Below are 3099 nucleotides of genomic sequence, written 5' to 3'. Positions count from 1 at the left end.
TTAGCATACACAGACACCTTCCTTTGTCGGGCAAAAGTGACGTTCCAGTGTTGCTTAGCATATTTTTTGACCTCCTTCTCATCAAAAATAAGTGGCAAAGTCATTTGAGCAATTTCTCTCTTATCTTTCTTTTTCGCCATGAAAATCAATTAGTTATAAAAAGGGAGATATAAAAATATAACTGCCAATATCCCGTACTAAAACTCGTTTTATTCAGAAAAGCGAATATAATAATAAAAGGAGATCTAAAAAAATATTCATCTATATTCCGTACCAAAACTCCTTTTATTATCTCTGTATCCGTACCAAAACTCCTTTTATTCCGTACCAAAACTCCTTTTATTCGAGAAGTACCTTATATAATACTATACTGTTTTACTACTATATAGTTTATTGAGCAAAAAAGATGTTTTTAGGATAATAAATGGCTTGGTTTTCTACCCACCAGGGGCGGCCTGCGTCGCTACGCGCACGCTCTTTCTTTGAGAGGGACTATGACAGTCTTTATTCTAGCTTGACAATAAAAACAAACAAAAATTCCTGGATAGAAAAGGATAAGCAGCTGCGAAAACTAAATAATTAGTTATGTAATATTTTTATATTATATGTAATAATACTCATTTAATAGGCCTATACAATATCTATACATGTGCATTTACAGTATATTGTACATTGTAAAACGTTGCATATGAATTATATAACTCTGAAAGAAGCAGCAAAAGCTACTGGCCTAAACGAAATGACCATCCGCCGGCTTTGTAAAAAAGCAGACAGTAAACCCTATATTAGGCTTAAAGAAGGGAAAAATGGCTCATTGTATACTATTCAAACTAACTACCTTTTTGATAAATACCCTCCTAAAACGGCGTTCGATAAGCTAGAACAGGATAGCTTAAACACTCGTGTAAATGTAGACCCAATACAAGTTTATACACAAGACTATACACCTGTATTAGCTGTTAAAGATGAACTTATTCAGGTATTGAAAGATGAAATCGCTTATTTGAGAGAGGAGAACAAAGGCCTACGAGAAGAAAACAAGGAGCTTAAGTTATTACCGGCACCGCATAATGTGACTCAAGAAGCCACCGAAAATCACCGAAAATCATTTTGGCAGCGGATTTGGGGTAAATAGCTATTAGGAGGTTATGGTTTGAACCATATTTCTAGCATAGGCTATAGAATTAAGTATCCGTATATTCGTGTACCAAAACATGTACGCAATGGCAATAATAGAAACAACCAGCAGACAATTTAGGGAGCGGCAAAAGGACTTCTTTGAGCTGGCCGATAAAGGTGAGAAAGTGGTGATCCGGAGAGGGCGTAAACAAACTTATGTGCTCACCCCTGTATCAGAAGATGATCTTTACTTCACTCCTCAAATGATTCAGCGCATAAAAGACGCACAGCAGGAGATCAGAGAGGGGAAGTGTACGGTCCTTAATAATAGAGCGGAACTCGATGCATTTTTTGAGAACATGAAATAAATATGGCTTTAAAATTCGAGTGGGACATGGGTAATTTAAAGCATGTAATAGATGACCATCCTGAAAGAGAAAATACAATCCAAGAAGTTGAAAGTGTCTTTTCGGACCCGAATTTCATCATTGCTCCGGATAAGATAGACGAACACGGTGAGCAGAGATACAGCGGTGTCGGTGTTGGGAATGATAAAGATGAAAAATTTGTAATATTCGTGGTCAGAAATGGGAGGGTTAGACCAATAAGTTGTAGAAGAGCAAATAGGAAAGACAGAATCAGATACTATGAAAACATCATCAAAAACATCTAAGGAGTACATTAAAAATTCTCTTTCCGAAAAAGAGATGGATGCTGCTTCAAAGGCTTTTTCGGAGCATAAAGGCCAATTTTTAAATATGTCTGAGGTTTTAAAGGCTGAAAAGGCAAAGGCTAAACAATCTGTTTAGCCATAAAAGATCGATTGAATCTGAAATGCTTTGTCGGCATCACGTGAGTGCTTAAGGCTCGACGTGTTTGCTGCGCCCAGCTCCAGAGTTTTCAACCAAAGAAGCCATCCTGGGCAATCTAACGACCCAGGTGTTTAAAATACGCTAGCCCAGTCGTAGAACAGAAATAAGCTAGTTATACAGCGAACAACTGATCTTATAAACCTTTCATATCCCCTTTATAATTTCCTGTCAATACTAGGGCTTTCTTGTGAGCATTTATCCCGCTGATCCAATAAAACAGCAATCCTTGTTAATTTTTATATCCCATTTTGTTGTTCTTTTTAGAAGCAAGAAGGAATTACGCTATGAGATAATTCATTCTTGCTCTGCGAGGCTAAGACATTGATAATCAATTTATTATATATTTATGTAAACGATTATTAGTATAGAATAAATATATTTTAATATTTAATATTGCCTATTTGGCCTTAAATGGTTTATTTCAGTATATCAATTGATATATTAGGCTATGGAAAAGAAGTATAATAAGTCGGTCCGTTTTACGGAGGCAACGGATGAGAAATTTGGCAAAATTGCCGAGAAGCTGGGGCGCAGCAAGCAGGACCTGCTTGCTGAAATGGTCGACTATTTTTACAAATCCAAGAAAGACCCATCAGATTTGAGCGACGAGCTTTTAAAGAAAGAGCTGGGGCAAGGCATTAACCGAATTATCAGTTTTGTAAAAGTCCAGGAGAAAGATATCCTGGCGCCTATGCTTGCTGAGCAAAAACTTCAGCAGGAGCAATTTCGTAAGCAGGCAAGGCTGCTGCGGTTTTATTTCGGTGAAGATGAAGACAACAAAGTAGCAGGGCATTTTATGGAAATGGCCCGTATCCTGGATAAGAACTCAAAAGCTTCATTGGCAGAACAAGGAAAAACCAGTGGACTAGTAGAGAGATTGCTGGCAGAAGTAAAGAGTTTTCAGGGTACCATTGCAGATTTACGAAAGGAAAAGGACCGTATGCGGAATCATTTTGTCCTTCTTTTTGAGAATTATATACGTGAGCGTGAGCATCTGAACTCGGTACTGAATTCCTTTGGGAGTTCGGCAGCCGTTAAAAATCTCCAGGATGAAACCCGGAGCCAATTCAAATCTGTCTGATATGGCGCATGTCAATATTACCGCCAG

Annotated in this window: 5 protein-coding genes; all 5 read left to right on the top strand. The window is 37.8% G+C overall.

The annotated features are described in order from the left end of the window. The first annotated feature begins 688 nt into the window (after positions 1-688). The 5 genes from B5X68_RS28480 to B5X68_RS28465 all read left to right on the top strand — a co-directional run bounded on the left by B5X68_RS28480 (position 689) and on the right by B5X68_RS28465 (position 3072). Positions 689-1135 carry a coiled-coil domain-containing protein gene (locus B5X68_RS28480; RefSeq protein ID WP_082218166.1) on the top strand — a complete coding sequence of 149 codons (447 nt, stop codon included), beginning with the start codon at positions 689-691 and terminating at the stop codon, positions 1133-1135. Positions 1136-1223: 88 nt separating this feature from the next. After that, entirely contained in the window at positions 1224-1487 is a 264-nt protein-coding gene (locus B5X68_RS28475; RefSeq protein ID WP_141110454.1) for a hypothetical protein, read from the top strand. Between the two features lie 2 nt (positions 1488-1489). Then, the gene (locus tag B5X68_RS28470; RefSeq protein WP_082218164.1) at positions 1490-1792 is read left to right on the top strand and encodes a BrnT family toxin; all 303 of its coding nucleotides are present in this window, start codon (positions 1490-1492) and stop codon (positions 1790-1792) included. Beyond that, on the top strand, positions 1767-1928 hold the full coding sequence (locus B5X68_RS29060) for a hypothetical protein (protein ID WP_170916764.1): 162 nt from the start codon (positions 1767-1769) through the stop codon (positions 1926-1928). The genes B5X68_RS28470 and B5X68_RS29060 overlap by 26 nt, the downstream gene beginning before the upstream one ends. A 511-nt stretch (positions 1929-2439) precedes the next feature. Continuing rightward, a complete protein-coding gene (locus B5X68_RS28465) occupies positions 2440-3072 on the top strand; it encodes a BfmA/BtgA family mobilization protein (protein ID WP_082218163.1) in 633 nt (210 codons plus the stop codon). Positions 3073-3099 lie beyond the last annotated feature (27 nt).

Origin of the sequence: Dyadobacter psychrophilus (assembly GCF_900167945.1) — a bacterium.
Lineage (GTDB): Bacteria > Bacteroidota > Bacteroidia > Cytophagales > Spirosomataceae > Dyadobacter > Dyadobacter psychrophilus.
Note: the sequence above shows the minus strand (reverse complement) of the source record. Positions and strands in the feature narration are given on the sequence as shown.